Below are 16,867 nucleotides of genomic sequence, written 5' to 3'. Positions count from 1 at the left end.
TTCACTATCTATAACCGGCGAGGAGCCGTTGATGAACCCATCTACGCTGATCGGTATTTTTGCCAGCATGCTGCTGCTGGTAAGCGTGTTGTTCTTTACCGCTGAGTCGCCTGAAAGCTTTATTAATTTGCCAGGACTCGCGATTGTCATCACCGGCACGCTGGCGGCGACGTTTATCAGCTACCCGCTTAAAGAAGTGCTGCGGGTAGTGCGTTTGGTAGGGTTAGTTTTTCGCCGTGAAAATACCTACGTGCGGGACGACATCAATGAGCTGGTCTCCATGTCGCGGCTCTGGTTTAAGGGTGACGTTAGAGCGGTAGAGCGCGAGCTTGAGCACACCCGCAATCCGTTCTTGCGTACCGGCATCCAATTGGTGATCGCTAATACCAAAGAGGATGAAATTTTCGACATGTTGCGCTGGCGCATAGCGCGGCTGAAAGCTCGCGAGCATGCGGAAGCGCAAATTTTCCGAACAATGGCGACTTATGCACCCGCCTTCGGCATGATTGGCACCCTGGTGGGGTTGGTCAACATGCTCGAAGTCATGGATGCAGGCGACCTGCAGGTGATCGGGCCGCGTATGGCGGTGGCGCTGCTGACCACGTTCTACGGCATCTTATTGGCTAATCTTGTGTTCAAACCCATTGCCGTCAAGCTTGAGCGCCGCACCGAGGAGCGCTTGATCACCATGAACATGGTGTTGGAAGGCATCTCACTGATCACCAAGCGCCGTTTGCCCTCGTTTATTGAAGAGACGCTCAACTCTTTTGTGGCCAATTACAACGATGAAATCCGTGACGCCAACGTGAAGCCGCGGCCTGATGTAGGCTCTGCACTAAAAGGGTAGCGCCATGCTTGATCGTGATTCACGGCACGCTCTAGAGTTGCCCGCCGCTGCTGGCGAGAGCGACGAAAGCTGGCTGACCAGTTACTTAGATGTACTGACGCTGCTTATCACGCTGTTTGTACTACTGCTAGCGCTGACACCGCCAGGAGGCGGTGAAGGGAGCGACAGCGATGCCATGCGTGCCGCCAGCGCCGTAATGTCGTTGCCGTTGGCTAGTTTGGCGACCGGTATCCACCCTCGCCACGATGGCTTGCAGCCACAAATGGCAGGGCTCAATATCCCCGGTGTGAGCGTCTCGCAAGGGCAGGAGGGCGTCACACTGCGTATCGATGACAGCCTTTTGTTTCCCAGCGGGAATGATGTACTAACGCCCCAAGGGCAAGTTGTGTTAGAACGGCTCTCCTCAGTGCTAGAGACGTTTGATGGTCAAATCTCCGTTGAAGGCCATACCGATAATGTGCCCATTACGACGGTGCGGTTTCCATCAAACTGGGAGCTGTCGGCAGGGCGGGCCATTGCCGTCGTACGCCAGTTAGAGCGGCAAGGCATTGCCATTTCACGTATGCGGGCGGTCGGTTATGCCGACACCCAACCCATGGAAAGTAACGCTACCTCGGAAGGGCGAGCAGCCAACCGGCGCGTTGAACTGTTGCTACGGCAGCAGGTCGAGGGGTAAAGAGATATCTCGAGGCTATCTTCGTGTCGAAGCATCACTCGCTACTTCAAACGTTTGGTGCCGTTATGGTGCTCGACGGTGAGAGTAGACATATTCAGGCGATCAGTCCCCGTCTGACCCAGCTACTGGGTATACCGGACAAAGAGCGCCACGCCTTGACCGCCAGCAGTGTCTTGGGCAAACGGTTGAGCCAACGGTTACGTCATGAACTTCAAGGTCAGCAGCGGTTAACGAGCCCACTGGCCTTTAGCCGTCCTCACACCCTCACGCGCTTTCAGCTAAATGCCTACCGTAATGAGCGCCATGTGATTGTCGAGATTGAGCCGCTCAATCCGCTCGGCAAACGGCGTCTGTTGGGAACAGTCAATGAGCGGCTCATGCGTATAGCAGAGGCCACCCATCAAGAAGAGTTGCTGGACTACCTAGTCACCGCGGTGCAGCAGTTGACGGGCCATGACCGAGTCTCGGTGTGTCATTTTGATAGTGATTGGCACGGCTTAATTGTGGCTGAAGCGCAAGGTGGCCACTTGCCTGTCTTGTTAGGCCAGCGCTTTCCTGCCAGCGACTTCCCGATCACCCTGCGGCGGGCCTATGAGCGCCACCCTGTGCGGCTGATTTATGATGTGAATGCGCCTGCGGACATGCTGCTCATGTACACGCCTGAGGCAGAGATTGATTTGCGCCACTGCTTTCTGCGTGCTCCCGCTCCTGAACGGCAACGCTATTTACAGCGCCTAGGTGTGCGCGGCGCACTGAGTATTGCCATGCAGGGGGATACTGGGCTTTGGGGGCTGCTGTTCTGCCATTCAGCCGCGCCTCATCCGGTTGCACCGCCTGTACGCGATGCCGTCCGCACCCTGGTACAAATGGCGACTCAGCGGCTATTACTGCTGCGTGCCCGCCAGGAAGCACGCTACTTGCAGCGTGTGCAAGATAGTTTGGTGCTCTCTGCCAATGCGCGAGTAGAGCCGCAAAGCCCCGCCCAACTGCTAAATGAGCAAGCAGAGACGTGGTGTTCGCTCTTTCGAGCCCACGGAGTGGCGCTGTGGCTTAAAGGCAGCGTCTCTGCCAGTGGTCATACGCCCACGGCCCCTGTCATTTGCCAATTTGTAAAACGGCTTGAAAAAGCTCATCGGCACAGTGGCCCCTGGTGTACCCGTGGCGTGGCCAGTGAACCCCTGACGGCGTCGCTGAGTATGCCGGATCAGTGCGGCATTCTCGCCGTGCCGCTGTCGATGAACCCCGCTGCGCGTGGTTGGTTGATCTTCTTTCGCCCAGAGCAGGTAGAAACCCTGTACTGGGCAATGCAGCCCACCTCGGCGCCGCTGCCTGCTGTCATGGTGGCACCTTCAGCAGCGTGGTGCGAAGAGGTCGTGGGCAGAAGCGAAGCATGGCAGCGGGTCGAACGGCTTGCCGTGATGGATTTAGGCGAAGATCTGACGCTTGCCATCTCCGCCTACGAAATTAGTACGCTGAATATGCATCTGGAGCGAGAGCGTAAAGCCCTGGCGGATGCCAACCAGCGCCTCGAGCAGCTAGCGCACTTTGATCCGCTCACCCAGGTCTGGAACCGCTACCGCATTGAGCAGGCTATTGAGGCAGAGTTGGTGGCTGCCAAGCGTTACGGCGCTGCCTTCGCGCTGCTGCTATTTGATGTGGATCACTTCAAACAGATTAACGATACGCATGGGCATGGCGTGGGGGATGAGGTGCTGGTGTCGCTGGCGCGTTTAGTTGAGGCATCGCTGCGCGGTTGCGACCACCTAGGCCGCTGGGGTGGCGAAGAGTTTGTGGTACTGGCAACCCACTCTGATATAGAAGCCGCCGTGGGGCTTGCGGAGCGCTTACGCAGCCTGGTGGCGACTCTGCATGTGAGCGGGCTTGATCAGCCGATCACGGTGAGTATCGGGGTCGCTATTTGGCGGCCAGGCGACAGTTGTAAAACCCTGATGGGCCGGGCAGACGTGGCGATGTACCGAGCCAAGCGCAGCGGACGTAATCGGGTAGAAATTGCCGAAGAGCGTGTGCTTTAAGGTGCCGTATCGGTAGCTGGCGCAGCGGAGCACAGCGCTTGCATCCGCGTAATGGCCTCGTCGGCACCGTCTAGGCTGAACGTCATGTACCATGGCTCCTGCTCATGTTGATCAAAGCCAATAAACAGCGCTTCCCCAGACTGCATCTCCGCAATCAGTGTCTCCATATCGCTCAAGTAGAAGTGGGCGTAAAAACCGTCATCGCCGCGCTCAGTAATAAACTCCGCCATCGTATCGATAATCGGGTTGTCATCAATCCGCAGTCGAGCAGGCACTAGATTCACGGCGCGGCTCTCCCCTTGCTGCTGCTCAAGCGTCACGCGCATTTCCAGCCACGGTAAATCACATACCCCTTGGGTCGTATTCAGGCTCAGTGTGGAATCGGAATAGCTATGGGTTTCCACGGCGCGAAAGTGCCGCTCCTCCCCCAGGATCAATGCCATGGACTGCCAATGCTCGTGACTGTCAGTGGACGCCACATTAAAGGTGGCGGCCACTGCGGGCTGGGCGCTGGTTAGCAACAGGGCCGTCACGGCCAATGGGAATGTTTGATAGCGGCTCATAGAAGATATCGTCAGCGAAAACCCTAAGCCTATAGCGTGTTGTGAATAAGCAAAAGGGTAAGATGCTGATTTTCCTATATCTGGTATTTTGATCTTCAAAAAGCGGCCCATATAGTAGTAAGTCGGGTCTATACTCCTTAGCGATGTGCCTGAGCATCGGCTCACTTTTAAGCGTTATTGATCCCCAGTGAAGGAGTTGTTTGTCATGAACACCGCAGCCAAGGCGATAAAGACATCCAGTGAGGTCCCTATGCAGGCACCGTCTAGGGATATCTGGGATGCGAAATACCGCTTAAAAGATCGCCATGGCCAACCGGTGGATCAAGATGTTGAGGCAACCTTTGAGCGTGTGGCCCGTGCACTAGCAGCGGTGGAGGGTACAAAAGCCGATGAATGGCTGCCCAAGTTTCGTTGGGCGCTAGAAAACGGTGCTATCCCCGCCGGGAGAATTTTGTCCAATGCGGGTGCTGATGCCTATAAACCAGCTGTGAGCCTGATTAACTGCACCGTTTCGCGCACTATTCGTGACTCCATGCGCGATATTCTTGGTGCCGTCGTGGATGCGGGCATTACGCTGAAGTCTGGTGCTGGCATTGGCTACGATTTTTCGACGCTACGCCACAAAGGAGCCTTTGTGTTTGGTGCAGGTGCGGGCACCAATGGCCCACTGGCGTTCATGGATATCTTCGACAAGATGTGTTTCACCGTGGCCTCTGCCGGTGGGCGTCGCGGCGCTCAGATGGGTACCTTCGATGTGGGCCATCCCGACGTACGCGAGTTTATTCAAGCCAAGCGCGAAGCCGGTCGGCTGCGTCAGTTCAACCTGAGTCTGTTGATCACTGACGAATTTATGGAAGCAGTAAAAAACAATACCGATTGGCCGCTGGCCTTCCCACTGCATCCTGGTGAGAAAGAGGATGTGAGCGCCGAGGATGTGATTTACCGCGACTGGCCGGTGGTAGAAGAGGGCTACACCGTTGATGGCGAAGGGCGCGTGGCCTGTCGAATTGTCGAGGTGATTAAGGCCCGCGAGCTGTGGGATACGATCATGGCCTCTACCTACGACTACGCCGAGCCGGGTTTTATTCTGATTGACCAGGTCAATCGCATGAACAACAACTGGTTCTGCGAGGATATCCGCGCCACCAACCCCTGCGGCGAGCAGCCGTTGCCGCCGGAAGGCGCGTGCCTGCTAGGGTCTATCAACCTGACGAAGTTTGTGATCGAGCCGTTTAGCGCTGAGCCTCGCTTCGACTGGGAGCGCTACCGTAAAGTCGTGGCGATCTTTACCCGCATGCTCGACAACGTGGTGGAGATTGCAGGCCTGCCGCTCCCTCAGCAGCAGCGTGAAATCGAAGCCAAGCGCCGCCACGGCATGGGCTTTTTGGGGCTCGGCTCAACGCTCACCATGCTAAAAATCCCTTACGGCTCACAGGCCTCGCTGGCGTTCACCGAAGAGGTGAGCCGTCATCTGGCGATAGAGGGGTGGAAGCAGGCACTTGAGCTCTCCAAAGAGAAAGGCATGGCCCCCGTGCTTGAAGAGGAGCACACCATCACGCCCAAGATGATGCGTGAACGCCCTCAGCTCGCCAGCGACGGCTATGAAGTGGGCGACAAAGTACCGGGCCGTATTCTGCACGCCCGCTACAGCCAGTACATGGCGAAAGTGGCTGAGCTTGAGCCGGAACTGGTAGCGCAGCTTGCTGAGCACGGCGCACGCTTTACCCACCACAGCTCGATTGCGCCCACGGGCACCATCTCGCTCTCCATGGGCAATAACGCCTCCAATGGTATTGAACCGTCGTTCTCGCATCGCTACTTCCGCAATATCATCCAATCGGGCAAGAAAACCAAAGAGCAGGTGGAAGTGGTGTCGTTCGAGCTCGCCGCTTATCGCCACTTTATCGCGGCGAATGCGGTGGAAAGCGACCTGCCGGACTACTTCATTACCGCTGATGCTGTCACTCCCGAGCAGCACGTTGCCGTTCAAGCGGCAGCGCAGCAGTGGGTGGACTCGGCGATCTCTAAAACGGTGAACGTTCCGACCGATTTCCCGTTCGAGCAGTTCCAAGACCTTTACTTGCAGGCTTACGAGAGCCGTTTAAAAGGCTGTACCACCTTCCGCTTCAATCCAGAGGCCTTCCAGGGGGTGCTGGTGCGTGAGGATGACCTGAAAAACACCACTTACGTCTTTGAGCTGGAAAACGGTGAGACCCTGGAGCTAACCGGTGATGAAAAGGTGCTTTACGACGGTGAAGAGCACAATGCCGCCAACCTGTTTGATGCCTTGAAAGAGGGCACCTACGGCAAGTGGTAACCCCAAGCGCTCGTTTAATGAACTGTCTAAAGACCTGGGAGAGAACGTGATGGCGGTAGAAATTACCTCGAAAATTGTTGGTTACCGGATCAAACAGCAAGGGCAGCCAGCACCGGCTTTGGAGCTTCAGGAGGAGGACCCGCTGACGGTGCGCATCCCGTCGCGCCCGGAAGGTACGCTTGAGGCGGTGTCGGAAAAAATCTCCTATGTCGGGGCCGAGGGGCGCAAGAAAGTTTACCTGCTGGTCTCGTTTATGCCCGTGGAGGGCGTGATCGGCGGCCAGCGGGTGGTGATTGAGCGCCCGGTGGAGTTTTTCTTCCCCTCCGGCCAGCTCTCCAGCGAGCACCAGTGGATCACCGCCACCATGCGCAGCCTGTCGTTGGCGGCACGCGGGGGCTACGTGACCCAGGCCGTGGCAGATTTGCGTAAGGTAGCGTGGGATAAAGGCTTAGTGCGTTGCGGCATGAACCGTTGGAACAAACCCATGTTTCACGATTCGGAAGTGGCAGCGATTGCTTGGTCAATTCAGCAGATTCTTTATCGCCGCGGCTTTTTAGATCAGGAGGGTAACCAAGTGCCGGTGGAAACGCTGGTGGCCCGCTATGCGCATCGTATGCAGCATGGTCACGCCTGGCAGCCGGAGGAGCCCTCGGCGGCTGAAGACCTTACCAGCACTGTGAACGTGGCGTCTAAAGAAGCAAACGATGGCCCCGCCACCGTAGGCACGTGCCCTGAGTGTCGGGGGGATTTGATCATGATGGATGGCTGCCCGACCTGTTATGCCGGGTGCGGCTGGTCAAAATGTGGCTAGGGGCAGCGTCAGTCGTTGAGTAGTGGTCGGACGTTGTCGGTTAGGTAGCAGTCGTCAAACTCCCCTTCCGTGGCCAGCGCCTCAAGGTCTGGAATCGAAAGGTGATAGCGGTCACGGAAGACCAGCCCATCTTCACTCAGCGCGCTAAAGGTGCGGCTCACATGCACAGGGCTTAAGCCCAAGATATCCGCCAACTGCTCTTGGGAGAGCGGCAGGCGGAACTGCCCGCTAATATCGTCGTTGGTTTGGCGCAGACGCAGATACATCTCGTGGAGGAAGTGCGCCATTTTCTGCCGTGCGCTGCGCCGTGCCAAATTGACCAAGCGCTCTGTCAGCAGGGCCTGATGGCGACTGCCGATGGCAAACATGACGGAGGTTAGCGGCAACGACTGGCGAAATAGTTCCAGCATGCGCTTATGGGGGAAGTGGCACACAACGCCATCGGTAATCATGCGCACGTTTTCAAGACGCTGAGAAAAAGCGAATTCCCGTAGGCCAATAATATCGCCGGGAAGAAACACTTCCAGAATTTGCCGGTCGCCGTTTTCCAGGTGGCGGTAGGAGTAAGCCCAGCCGCTGCGCAGTGTGCAAAACTCGTTGGCCGGTGAGCCCATTTCCCAGAGCAGTGCGCCTGCTTTGATCTCTGTCGGGCTCTCCTCTAACGCGATTAGCAACTGCTTTTCATCGTCCGTCAGCGTACAGTAGTGGCTAAAGTGGCGAATAATGCAGCTATTGTCCTGTTCCACAGCGTCCTTCTCCTCAACGGTCTCAACCATTGTTAAACGGCACTGCTACCTACTATATGCAGTGATTCCATGTCTTGCTTGCTCTTTTCCTGTTCCCGGCACTGGCGTGCCGGGAAACGCTGGACTAGGCCTTAGAGGTCGCGCGGTTACCCCGCTCAAGAAGGGGAGCAAGGAAGCGACCCGTATGTGAAACGCTCTGCTTGGCGATCTGCTCCGGTGTGCCTTCAGCAATAATTTGCCCGCCGCCAGAGCCCCCTTCTGGCCCAAGATCAATCAGCCAATCGGCCGTTTTAATCACGTCCAGGTTGTGCTCAATCACCACGATGGTATTGCCATGATCGCGCAGGCGGTGGAGCACCGTCAGCAGCTGGCGAATATCTTCAAAGTGTAGACCGGTGGTGGGCTCATCGAGAATATAGAGCGTTTTGCCGGTATCGCGTTTGGCCAGCTCGCGGGCCAGTTTTACCCGCTGTGCTTCACCGCCCGACAGCGTCGTGGCGCTTTGCCCCAGGCGAATATAAGAAAGCCCTACATCCATCAGCGTTTGCAGGCGGCGGGCAATGGCCGGTACCGGGCTAAAGAACGCCAGCGCATCTTCTACAGTCATCTCCAGCACTTCGTGGATGGTCTTGCCTTTGTAGTGAATATCCAGCGTTTCGCGGTTGTAGCGCTTGCCCTTACACACATCACAAGGCACGTAGATATCGGGCAGAAAGTGCATCTCTACCTTAATCATGCCTTCGCCCTGACACGCTTCACAGCGGCCGCCTTTCACGTTAAAGCTGAAACGGCCCGGCTTATAGCCCCGTGAGCGCGCTTCTTGGGTGCCCGCAAACAGCTCACGGATCGGTGTAAAAATGCCGGTATAAGTAGCCGGGTTGGAGCGCGGCGTACGGCCAATGGGGCTTTGGTCGATATCAATCACTTTATCGAGCTGATCGAGACCCTCTACTTTTTCATAGGGTGCCGGGGTGAGCGTGGTAGCACGGTTCAGCTCACGGGCGGCAATCGGCATCAGCGTGCCGTTAATCAGCGTCGATTTACCCGAGCCTGACACCCCGGTGACGGCAATAAACAGACCTAGCGGCAGGCTGAGCGTGACGTTCTGCAGGTTATTGCCGGTGGCACCACGCACCACCAGCTGCTTTTCTGGATTGCCGGGAATGCGGTAGGGCGGTACGGCAATTTCTCGGGTGCCGGAAAGATACTGACCGGTGAGCGAGTTGGGGTTATCCATGACCTGCTGGGGTGTGCCTTGGGCGACGATTTCACCGCCATGAACCCCCGCACCGGGGCCGATATCCAGCACGTGATCCGCGGCGCGAATCGCGTCTTCGTCGTGCTCCACCACAATCACGGTGTTGCCCAGGTCGCGCAGGCGCTCCAGCGTTTTCAACAGGCGGTCGTTGTCCCGCTGGTGTAGGCCGATAGAGGGCTCGTCCAGAATGTACATGACGCCCACCAAGCCTGCGCCAATTTGGCTGGCAAGACGGATGCGCTGGGCCTCACCGCCGGAAAGCGTATCGGCGCTGCGCTCTAGGTTCAGGTAGTCCAGGCCCACGTTGACCAAGAACTCCAGGCGGGCATGGATCTCATTGACGATTTTGTCGGCAATTTCACCTTTGCGGCCGGGGAGGGCCAGCTCTGCAAAGTAGCGCTGTGCTTCGCCTATCGGGAGGCGGACCATATCGGCAATGTTATGGTCATCCACATAGACATGGCGTGACTCTTTACGCAGCCGTGAGCCGCTGCACGTGGTGCAAGGCTGAACCGCAATATATTTGGCGAGATCATCGCGCACCATATTGGATTCGGTTTCCCGGTAGCGGCGCTGCATATTGGGCAGCACGCCTTCAAAGGCGTGTTCCCGGGTGACTTTGCGACCGCGATCGCCTACATAAACAAACGGAATTTGCTCGTTGCCGCTGCCGTTGAGGATGATCTCGCGCTCGTGGCGAGCCAGCTCCTGCCACGGCGTTTCAAGCTCAAACCGGTAGTGTTTGGCGAGTGCTTGTAACTGGGTGAAGTAGTAAATATTGCGCCGGTCCCAGCCTTTAATCACGCCTTCTGCAAGGGAGAGCTCTGGGTGGCTAATCAGTTTGTCGGGGTCAAAATACTGCTGAACGCCGAGACCATCGCAGGTCTGACAAGCCCCCGCAGGGTTGTTGAAAGAGAACATGCGCGGCTCAAGCTCCGAGAGCGAGTAGCCACAGACGGGGCAGGCAAAGCGCGATGAAAACGCAAGGTCTTCCTGCTCGCCGTCCATAAAGTGAATCATGGCGGTGCCGTCGGCCAGATTCAGTGCGGTCTCAAACGACTCTGCTAGACGCTGGGCGATATCGTCGCGCACTTTAAAGCGGTCAACCACCACGCTGATATCGTGTTTTTTACGCTTATCCAGCGGTGCGATATCGTCTAACTCAAGCACCTGACCGTCAATTTGCACTCGCACAAAGCCTTGGGCGCGCAGCTCGCTGAGTAGCTGCAGGTGCTCCCCTTTGCGGCCTTTTACCACCGGGGCCAGCAACATCAGCTTGGTGCTCTCGGCGAGGTTCATCACTTGATCGACCATTTGCGAAATGGTTTGAGCTTCCAGGTCTTCGCCGTGCTCCGGGCAGCGGGGCGTGCCTGCGCGAGCAAACAGCAGGCGCAGGTAATCATAAATCTCGGTAATCGTGCCCACCGTCGAGCGCGGGTTGTGAGAGGTCGACTTTTGCTCAATGGAGATGGCAGGAGAGAGCCCTTCGATGTGATCCACATCGGGCTTTTCCATCATGGATAGGAACTGGCGCGCATAGGTAGAGAGCGACTCCACATAGCGGCGTTGCCCCTCAGCGTAGAGCGTGTCAAACGCCAGCGACGATTTACCGGAGCCAGATAGCCCGGTGATCACAATCAGCTTGTCGCGGGGCAGTTCCACATCGATCTGCTTGAGGTTGTGGGTGCGGGCACCCCTGACCAGAATGCTGTCCATCAACACCTCGAATCGCGTGGTAAAAGAGGGATTATACGTTTGCACTCCCGCTTCCGGCAAAACTGTCTCAGCTTTCCTCGCAGGGCTTGGCGTTTCCAGCGTGATGACAAAGCGCTAGAATGGGCGGTTATCTCAGGCCGTTCTGGCCCATTCACCATACACAAGGGCATTATGCGCAAGGTTTCTGCACTGCTGCTGGCCACTGAACGCCGTGCAATCAGCGGCTTGGCCGGCCTTTATGCGTCTCGTATGCTGGGGCTGTTCATGGTTCTGCCGGTGCTCGCGCTTTACGCCGACACGTTGGCAGGGGCTACTCCGCTATTGGTAGGGGTGGCGTTAGGAGTGTATGGCTTAACCCAGGCGATGCTGCAGATTCCGTTTGGCTTGCTGTCTGACCGCATTGGCCGTAAGCGTGTGATTGCGATGGGGCTGCTAATTTTTGCCGCAGGCAGCGTGGTGGCGGCCATGTCAGACACCATCGGTGGGGTTATTTTTGGACGCGCCCTTCAAGGCGGTGGTGCGGTAGCGGCGGCCATCATGGCACTGCTGGCCGACCAAACCCGCGAGCAAGTCCGCACGGCCGCCATGGCGACCATTGGTCTGTCGATTGGCGTATCGTTTGCGATTGCCATGGTGCTGGGCCCTTGGCTAGCGGCCTGGGCCGGGCTCTCGGGTGTGTTTTGGTTTACGGCGCTGTTAACCGTGGTGGGGCTGCTCGTGCTGTGGCGCTGGGTGCCGCCTGCGCCGCGGCGGTTGCGTCACCGAGATGTCGGGCTTGATCGGCAGCAGTTTAAAAGCGTGATTACGCGGCCCGATTTATGGCGGCTTGATCTGTCGATTTTTGCGCTACACCTTGTGTTAATGGCGATTTTTGTGGCGATTCCTTTCCGTTTGCTCAATGCAGGCGTGGCGGTGGAGTACCATGGATTAGCCTATCTGGGCATTATGGCGCTCTCTTTTGTGGCCATGGTGCCACTGGTCATCGTTGCCGAGAAACGCCAGCGCATGAAATTGATGTGCCTGTTAGCGGTTGGAGCGATTGCCCTAAGCCTTGCAAGCCTTGGGCTGCCGCTTTCCCAAGGCCACTGGCTGTTCGTGTGGTTATTTATATTCTTTACCGGTTTTAATTTGCTGGAGGCAACGCTGCCTTCCATGCTCAGTAAGCTGGCCCCGGCGGGTGCTAAGGGCACGGCCATGGGGGTGTACTCGACCAGCCAGTTTTTGGGTGCCTTCTTAGGCGGCACCCTGGGCGGTGTGTTCGCCAACTTCTGGGGTCTAAACGCCGTGTTTATTGGCTGTGCCGTGCTGGCACTGGGTTGGTGGATGGCCATGTGGCGGATGCCGTCACCTCCGCCCCTCTCCAGCGAAGTCATGGCGCTGCACGAGACGCAGCCCGATGCGATGAACCTGTTGATGGAGCATCTTGCCGACGTGGTCGGTGTGGAAGATGTGATGGTCGTGCCCGAAGAGCGCTTGGTCTACTTAAAGGTGAACCGGGAAGCACTGGACCAAGCGGCGTTGATGAAATTGATGTCTCCGCCACGATCGTAAGACTTGCCGCTGACTAGGCTTTAACAGGCTTCTATGCTGTTAAAGAGAGTGAGTGAACCGCTAATGTATACGATGAATGACGACGAGGAGCGACCTTATGGCGCGCGGTATTAACAAAGTTATTTTGATTGGCAACCTAGGCCAAGACCCAGAAGTACGCTTTACGCCTTCCGGTACTGCCGTGGCTAACCTGAACCTGGCAACCTCTGACACCTGGATGGATCGTCAAAGTGGCCAGCGTCAGGAGCGCACCGAGTGGCACCGCGTCGTACTGTTCAATAAAACGGCAGAAATCGCCCAGCAGTACCTGAAGAAAGGTTCAAAAGTCTATATTGAAGGCCGCCTGCAGACCCGTAAGTGGCAAGATCAGAATGGCCAAGATCGCTATAGCACTGAAATTGTCGCTAATGATATGCAGATGCTGGACGGCCGCACTGGCGACTTCCAGGGTGGCGGTGCACCTCAAGGCGGCTATGCCCAGCAGCCACCGGCCCAACAAGCGCCTGCGCAGCAGAACTATGGCCAGGGCGCACCCCAGCAAGGTGGCGGCGGCTATCCTCCTCAAGGTGGCGCGCCTCAGCGCGGCGCTCAGCCTGCTCAGCAACAGCCGCCGGCTCCTCAGCATCAGCAGCCTGCGCCTAATCACCAAAATAGCAGTTACGGGGCGCCGGATCCGGGTAACTTCGACGATTTCGACGACGAAATTCCGTTCTGATCGGTACCTTTTCAAGCGTGCCTAACACGCGTTTATAGCGGCCTAGCGCCGTCGCCGCCACGTTTTTGGGTTGAGGGAGAGGGTCTGACTTGAAGCTGCTGATACTGGATGCCGGGCACTGCTTAAGCTTAGCACTCGCCCGGGAGGCGAGCCGGCGCACGGATACCGAACTCGTCATTGAGCAAGGCCTAGCTGTTTCGCCTAGCCAGTTGCAGGCGATAGCTCCGGATGCGGTGATTATTCCACCGCTGGCGCATCCCCTGAGCATGACGCCTGCCGAAGTGAAAGCCCATGCGGATGCGGTGGACCGCTGCGTGGATGCTTGCCAATCCCAAGGCGTGGCGTTGGTGTGGTGCGTGTCTGACCAGCTCTATGAAGAGGGGTTTGATATCCCGATTGATGAGCATGTCGTACCCGCCCCCCGCGATGAATGTTTACGCCGCTTGGTGCAAACCGGGGATCGTATTCGTGCCGAGTATCATCGCCACCTGATTGTCCGCTTAGGCCCGCTGTTTGCGTTGGAAGGCAGTCATGCGTGGCTGAGCGAGATGATCGATAGCTTTGTCACCGGACAAGCCGTTCGCGCAGCAGAAGACGTGGTGTTTTGCCCAACGTCGGCGGATTCGGTGGCTATGGCGCTGATTGGCATGCTCCAGCAGCAAGTGTGCGGAGCCGATGCCTGGGGGGCCTATCATTTGGCGGGCACCGAGCCGGTGAGTGCGTTTACTTTCGCGTCTATGGTGCGTACCCAGTTGGCAACACACCTAGAAGGGCGGGGTGAAAAGGTTGCCCTTGGCGAGGTTCAAGCGCTGAATCATCACCACGATGCAAAGCTGCGCCGGGTATTAAACTGCCGTCGTGTGCTGGATATATTTGGTGTTCACCAGAAACCATGGCGGCTCGAAGTGGGACGTATGCTGGATGCGTGGTGCTTAACCCGCGATCAGCAGCGTGAGGATGCTGGGACAGGAGAGTCGGTTTGATCAATGTGGTGCGCAGCCTGCTGTTTTACGCGGGTTATTTTTCAGCCATGCTGCTGATTGGCATTCTGTTTTTACCCATCGCTCCGTTTCTGCCGTTGGCGGCACGCTATCGACTGCTCAACCTCTATAACTATTTTCTAATGGTGTGGTTTCGCATTGCGTGCGGCGTCCGCTATGACATTCAAGGCCGCGAGAATATTCCCGAAGGGCCCTGCGTGATCCAAGCGAATCATCAGTGTGAATGGGAAACCGTGTTTCTGCAGGTAATGAAGCCGCCGGTATGTACCGTGCTCAAGCAAGAGCTGCTGCGGATTCCGATTTTTGGCTGGGGGCTGCGTCTGCTTCGTCCGATAAGTCTAGACCGCTCCAAACCCGCACGGGCGATGAAGCAAGTATTGACCCAGGGGGTTGAGCGTTTAGGTACTGGGCTATCGGTACTGATCTTCCCTGAAGGCACCCGTGTCGACCCAGGGGTACGTAAGCGCTACAACAAAAGCGGTAGCGTGGTGGCGTGCCGGGCCGGTGTGCCGGTGCTGCCGGTAGCACATAACGCAGGCGAGCGTTGGCCGGGGCGGCACTGGGTAAAGCGCCCAGGAGTGCTGCGAGTGCGCATTGGCGCGCCTATTGAAACAGCCGGGCGTACGCCCGATGAGGTCTTGGCCGACGTAGAGGCCTGGATAGAGGGGCAGCTGCAGGAGATTTCCGACGTTCCAAGGCCAGCTACTCGCTCATCGGCGATGTAACTGACGCCATACAAAAACGGCACCTTTCGGTGCCGTTTTTGTTTATCTGCTATCAGTTGGCTCAGTCGTTATAGCGCTGGAACACCAAACAGGCGTTGGTGCCGCCAAAGCCAAAGCTGTTAGAGAGTACACGGTCAAGGGTGACGTCATCACGACGCTGGCTCACAATATCGAAGCCATCGGCTTGCTCATCCAAGTGCTCAATGTTGGCAGACGCAGCCACGAAGTTATGCTGCATCATTAACAAAGAGTAGATGGCTTCCTGCACGCCCGTCGCGCCCAGGGAGTGGCCGGTCAATGACTTGGTCGAGCTCATGGCCGGTGTTGAGTTACCAAACACGCCACGGATTGCCTTTAGCTCAGCCACATCGCCAACGGGGGTCGAGGTGCCGTGGGTGTTGATATAGTCGATATCGCCCTGCACCGTCGCCATGGCTTGTTGCATGCAGCGCATGGCGCCTTCGCCGGAAGGAGCGACCATATCGTGACCGTCAGAGGTGGCTCCATAGCCTACCAGCTCGCCATAAATCTTCGCGCCGCGTGCTTTGGCATGCTCTAGCTCTTCAAGTACCAGCATGCCGCCGCCGCCAGCGATCACAAAGCCGTCGCGCGCTTGGTCGTAGGGGCGAGAAGCCTTGTCAGGCGTGTCGTTGTAATGGGTCGAGAGCGCGCCCATGGCGTCGAACAAGCACGACAGCGTCCAGTGCTCCTCTTCGCCACCGCCTGCAAACACCACGTCTTGCTTGCCTAGCTGGATTTGCTCCATGGCGCTGCCAATGCAGTGAGCAGAGGTTGCGCAGGCAGAAGAGATAGAGTAATTCACGCCTTTAATTTTAAACGGCGTTGCCAAGCAGGCGGATACCGTGCTGCCCATGGTACGGGTGACGCGGTAGGGGCCTACGCGGCGCAGGCCTTTTTCGCGCATCAGGTCAGCCGCTTCTACTTGGTTGGCACTGGACGCGCCCCCCGAGCCTGCAATCAGCCCTGTACGTACGTTAGAGACCTGCTCTTCCGTCAAACCTGCATCTTCAATGGCTTGAGCCATCGAGACATAGGCGTAGGCCGCAGCGTCGCCCATAAAGCGGCGCAGTTTGCGGTCGATCAGCGTATCGAGGTCGATATCAACGCTGCCCGCCACATGGCTACGGAAGCCGCGCTCGGCGTACTCTTCCTTAAAACGAATACCGCTGCGCCCGCTTTTGAGCGCGTCTAGGACCTGTTGCTGGTCGTTGCCTAAACAGGACACGATGCCAAGGCCGGTGACTACCACTCGTCGCATGGGAGCCTCCTATTAGAAATTCGCAGTGGAGGTGAATAGGCCAACGCGCAGGTCATTAGCCTGATAGATATCGCGTCCGTCGACGGAAACGGTACCGTCGGCAATGCCCAGGATAAGCCGACGCGTGATGATGCGTTTCACATTAATGTGATACGTCACTTTCTTCGCGTCTGGCAGAATTTGGCCGCTAAATTTTACTTCGCCGCAGCCCAGTGCTCGGCCACGGCCAGGGTGGCCAAGCCAGCCTAGGTAGAAGCCAACCAGCTGCCACATGGCGTCTAGTCCTAAACAGCCGGGCATCACCGGGTCACCGGGGAAGTGGCAATCAAAGAACCAGAGGTCAGGTGTGATATCCAGCTCGGCGATCAGTTCGCCCTTGCCATGCTCACCGCCTTCTTCGTGAATGTGCATGATGCGGTCAAGCATGAGCATGTTAGGAGCTGGCAGCTGAGCGTTGCCGGGGCCGAATAGCTCGCCGCGTGAGCAGGCCAGCAGTTCTTCGCGATCAAAGGAATGTTGCTTGGTCACTGAGTCGTTCCGAGTATCAAGATGGTTGTTGCGCCTAGTCTACTTCCCGAAACCTCTGAATGCACGTCACAGGCGTTTTATCGTCACTTTCTAACGCTTTT

Annotated in this window: 14 protein-coding genes; 9 read left to right on the top strand and 5 right to left on the bottom strand. The window is 57.2% G+C overall.

The genetic code is table 11. From position 1 onward, the window contains the following. The first annotated feature begins 31 nt into the window (after positions 1-31). The 3 genes from IEW65_RS14295 to IEW65_RS14285 are packed head-to-tail and all read left to right on the top strand — an operon-like array spanning position 32 to position 3,556. Positions 32-847: a motility protein A gene (locus IEW65_RS14295; RefSeq protein WP_188640117.1), complete on the top strand. Its 816-nt coding sequence runs from the start codon at positions 32-34 to the stop codon at positions 845-847. A gap of 4 nt (positions 848-851) precedes the next feature. Continuing rightward, positions 852-1,523: an OmpA/MotB family protein gene (locus tag IEW65_RS14290; RefSeq protein WP_188640116.1), complete on the top strand. Its 672-nt coding sequence runs from the start codon at positions 852-854 to the stop codon at positions 1,521-1,523. A 23-nt stretch (positions 1,524-1,546) separates the two neighbouring features. Next, on the top strand, positions 1,547-3,556 hold the full coding sequence (locus tag IEW65_RS14285) for a sensor domain-containing diguanylate cyclase (protein WP_188640115.1): 2,010 nt from the start codon (positions 1,547-1,549) through the stop codon (positions 3,554-3,556). Here IEW65_RS14285 and IEW65_RS14280 read toward each other — a convergent pair. After that, positions 3,553-4,119 (bottom strand): hypothetical protein, encoded by a 567-nt coding sequence (locus IEW65_RS14280; protein WP_188640114.1) that lies wholly within the window; start codon positions 4,117-4,119, stop codon positions 3,553-3,555. The genes IEW65_RS14285 and IEW65_RS14280 overlap by 4 nt on opposite strands. 205 nt (positions 4,120-4,324) lie before the next feature. Here IEW65_RS14280 and IEW65_RS14275 point away from each other — a divergent pair, with 205 nt between their 5' ends. Both IEW65_RS14275 and IEW65_RS14270 read left to right on the top strand, forming a co-directional pair. Continuing rightward, the gene (locus tag IEW65_RS14275; protein WP_188640113.1) at positions 4,325-6,436 is read left to right on the top strand and encodes an adenosylcobalamin-dependent ribonucleoside-diphosphate reductase; all 2,112 of its coding nucleotides are present in this window, start codon (positions 4,325-4,327) and stop codon (positions 6,434-6,436) included. 49 nt (positions 6,437-6,485) lie between these two features. Then, positions 6,486-7,247, top strand: a complete 762-nt coding sequence (locus IEW65_RS14270; RefSeq protein WP_188640181.1) for a ribonucleoside-diphosphate reductase — start codon at positions 6,486-6,488, stop codon at positions 7,245-7,247. 8 nt (positions 7,248-7,255) lie between these two features. Here IEW65_RS14270 and IEW65_RS14265 read toward each other — a convergent pair whose 3' ends face one another. Then, a complete protein-coding gene (locus tag IEW65_RS14265) occupies positions 7,256-7,993 on the bottom strand; it encodes a Crp/Fnr family transcriptional regulator (protein ID WP_188640112.1) in 738 nt (245 codons plus the stop codon). Between the two features lie 124 nt (positions 7,994-8,117). Next, the gene (uvrA, locus tag IEW65_RS14260) at positions 8,118-10,967 is read right to left on the bottom strand and encodes an excinuclease ABC subunit UvrA (protein WP_188640180.1); all 2,850 of its coding nucleotides are present in this window, start codon (positions 10,965-10,967) and stop codon (positions 8,118-8,120) included. A gap of 171 nt (positions 10,968-11,138) precedes the next feature. Between uvrA and IEW65_RS14255 the strand changes: the two genes are divergently transcribed. The 4 genes from IEW65_RS14255 (at position 11,139) to IEW65_RS14240 (ending at position 14,959) form a co-directional block, all read left to right on the top strand. Continuing rightward, positions 11,139-12,518 (top strand): MFS transporter, encoded by a 1,380-nt coding sequence (locus IEW65_RS14255; RefSeq protein ID WP_188640111.1) that lies wholly within the window; start codon positions 11,139-11,141, stop codon positions 12,516-12,518. Between the two features lie 97 nt (positions 12,519-12,615). After that, positions 12,616-13,233 carry a single-stranded DNA-binding protein gene (gene ssb, locus IEW65_RS14250; RefSeq protein ID WP_188640110.1) on the top strand — a complete coding sequence of 206 codons (618 nt, stop codon included), beginning with the start codon at positions 12,616-12,618 and terminating at the stop codon, positions 13,231-13,233. Positions 13,234-13,322: 89 nt separating this feature from the next. After that, entirely contained in the window at positions 13,323-14,216 is an 894-nt protein-coding gene (locus tag IEW65_RS14245) for a sugar nucleotide-binding protein (RefSeq protein ID WP_188640109.1), read from the top strand. After that, entirely contained in the window at positions 14,213-14,959 is a 747-nt protein-coding gene (locus IEW65_RS14240) for a lysophospholipid acyltransferase family protein (RefSeq protein ID WP_188640108.1), read from the top strand. The genes IEW65_RS14245 and IEW65_RS14240 overlap by 4 nt, the downstream gene beginning before the upstream one ends. Positions 14,960-15,020: 61 nt before the next feature. Here the strand turns inward: IEW65_RS14240 and fabB are convergent, their stop codons facing one another. Together fabB and fabA are read right to left on the bottom strand one after the other, a co-directional pair. After that, on the bottom strand, positions 15,021-16,238 hold the full coding sequence (gene fabB / locus IEW65_RS14235) for a beta-ketoacyl-ACP synthase I (protein ID WP_188640107.1): 1,218 nt from the start codon (positions 16,236-16,238) through the stop codon (positions 15,021-15,023). A gap of 12 nt (positions 16,239-16,250) precedes the next feature. Continuing rightward, on the bottom strand, positions 16,251-16,766 hold the full coding sequence (gene fabA, locus IEW65_RS14230) for a 3-hydroxyacyl-[acyl-carrier-protein] dehydratase FabA (RefSeq protein WP_188640106.1): 516 nt from the start codon (positions 16,764-16,766) through the stop codon (positions 16,251-16,253). Positions 16,767-16,867 lie beyond the last annotated feature (101 nt).

The sequence above is a fragment of the Vreelandella lutescens genome, assembly GCF_014640815.1.
Taxonomy (GTDB): Bacteria; Pseudomonadota; Gammaproteobacteria; order Pseudomonadales; family Halomonadaceae; genus Vreelandella; species Vreelandella lutescens.
The sequence above is the reverse complement of the archived record's forward strand: the minus strand, read 5'-3'. Positions and strand labels throughout refer to the sequence as shown.